This is a genomic window from Terrisporobacter mayombei (genome assembly GCF_020748465.1).
Taxonomy (GTDB): domain Bacteria; phylum Bacillota; class Clostridia; order Peptostreptococcales; family Peptostreptococcaceae; genus Terrisporobacter; species Terrisporobacter mayombei.
In genome coordinates, this window is sequence record NZ_JAHZMP010000167.1 from 1 (window position 1) to 482 (window position 482).

At 50.0% G+C, this 482-nt stretch carries 2 protein-coding genes; both read left to right on the plus strand.

Annotated elements, in window-relative coordinates:
• Positions 1-253: DUF418 domain-containing protein (locus K0039_RS25100; RefSeq protein ID WP_228106850.1), on the plus strand; the 253-nt coding region annotated here is incomplete at its 5' end.
• A gap of 141 nt (positions 254-394) precedes the next feature.
• A partial coding sequence (locus tag K0039_RS25105; RefSeq protein WP_117028765.1) for a LacI family DNA-binding transcriptional regulator occupies positions 395-482 on the plus strand: 88 nt, incomplete at its 3' end.

The window sequence follows — 482 nt, forward strand, 5'->3', positions numbered from 1 at the left end:
CTGCGTCGGACGGATGGCGCTGACCAACTATCTATTGCAAACGCTGATTTGTACCACGCTTTTTTACCACCTCGGTTTGTTTATGCATTTTGACCGCCTGGAGCTGCTGGCGTTTGTTATTCCGGTATGGCTGGCGAATATCCTCTTCTCTGTTATCTGGCTGCGTTACTTCCGCCAGGGGCCGGTGGAATGGCTCTGGCGTCAGTTAACTTTGCGTGCTGCCGGACCGGCAATATCTAAAACATCAAGATAACGATCTGGATCACATTCGTTAACAAAACGGCTGTAACCGTTTCCATTGCTGGGACTCGATTCACGAAGTCCTGTATTCAGTGCTGACAAAATAGCCGCCAGCAAGCAGTCATTTACTGCAATCTCATAACAGGTAGTGAATATGATCACCATTCGTGATGTAGCGCGTCAGGCTGGCGTATCTGTGGCAACGGTTTCCCGGGTGCTCAATAACAGCACGCTGGTCAGTG